Genomic DNA, 1,309 nt, shown 5'->3' on the forward strand with positions numbered 1-1,309 from the left:
CGGCCAGCGCATCCATCGAGTCGACGGTGGTGAGAACGCCCGCCTCGATCAGCGGTGCGGCCACGTCGGCGAAGTTCTCAAGCGAGGGCCCGCACAGCACGGGCCTTCCCAGTGCTGCGGGTTCGAGCACGTTGTGCCCGCCGAGCGCCACCAGCGAGCCGCCCACGAAGGCCACCTCGCCCGCCGAGTAGTAAAGCGCCATCTCGCCCAGCGTATCGCCCAGGTAGACCGCGACCTCATCACCGATGGGAACGTCGTCGCTGCGCCTGACCGTGGCCAGGCCTTCGCGCCTGCAAAGCGCGGCGACCTCGTCGAAACGCCGGGGGTGGCGGGGCACGAGGATCAGCAGCGCCTCGGGGTAGCGCCGGCGCAGCGCCCGGTGGGCATCGAGCAGCAGCGCCTCCTCGCCTTCGCGGGTGGAACCCGCCACCCAGATCCGCCGCGTGCCGCTCGTCAAAGGCAAGCGCTCACTATCACTGCAAGACTGATCGAGAGTTGCCATCTCGAACTTCAGCGAGCCCACCACGCGGGTGCATCGAGGCGTGCCGAGCGCCTGGAAGCGCGCCGCATCCTCGGCGGATTTCGCCGCAAGCCAGGTGACATCGGAAAGCGTCGCGGCCATCAGCGGATGTATGCGCTGGTAGCGCGCGAACGCCCGCTCGGAGAGGCGGCCGTTGACCACCGCCACCGGCACGCCCTGACGCCGGCAGGCGTGCAGCAGGTTGGGCCACAGCTCGGTCTCGAACATCAGCGCGAGCGCGGGCTTTACCCGCGCCAGAAAGCGCCGGGCCGCGCCCGGAAAATCCAGCGGCAGAAACCGGTGGGCCAGGCGTGCCCGATCCGCCTCGCCCTGGCGCGCGATCAGCGCCTGGACCTGCTCTGCACCGGTCGCGGTCATGGTGGTGATCAAGAGGCCGTGATCCCGATAGCGTGCCAGCAGCGCTTCGATCAGAGCCGTGGCGGCGCGCACCTCGCCGACGGAGGCGCAGTGCAGCCAGAGGCATGGCGCTGCCGGCAACTCGCCAAGGCCCGCATCAAGCCCCATGCCGAGGCGCTGGCGACGTGGGTAAGTGGGCACTTGCTCACGCCAGATGCGTGCCAGGATCAACGGCGAGAGCGCGTAGAGCGCCGCCGAGTAGAGCGCGCGGGGCAGGCGCCTTTTCACTACGCCTCGCGCTCGAGGATCGTCTGGATCATGCCCGAGGTGGAGACGCCCTCCTCGAAGCCCAGCACCTTCACCTCGCCGCCGTTTTCGAGCACGGCGTCGATGCCGGCGATCTCCTCGACCCGGTAGTCGCCGCCCTTGACC

1 protein-coding gene is annotated in these 1,309 nt (G+C 69.6%); it reads right to left on the reverse strand.

Translation table 11 applies throughout. The annotated features are described in order from the left end of the window. A partial coding sequence (locus BIS11_RS17810; RefSeq protein WP_253586758.1) for a 3-deoxy-D-manno-octulosonic acid transferase occupies window positions 1-1,165 on the reverse strand: 1,165 nt, incomplete at its 3' end. Window positions 1,166-1,309 lie beyond the last annotated feature (144 nt).

The organism is Halomonas sp. 707D4, from assembly GCF_024158685.1.
Classification (GTDB): Bacteria; Pseudomonadota; Gammaproteobacteria; order Pseudomonadales; family Halomonadaceae; genus Vreelandella.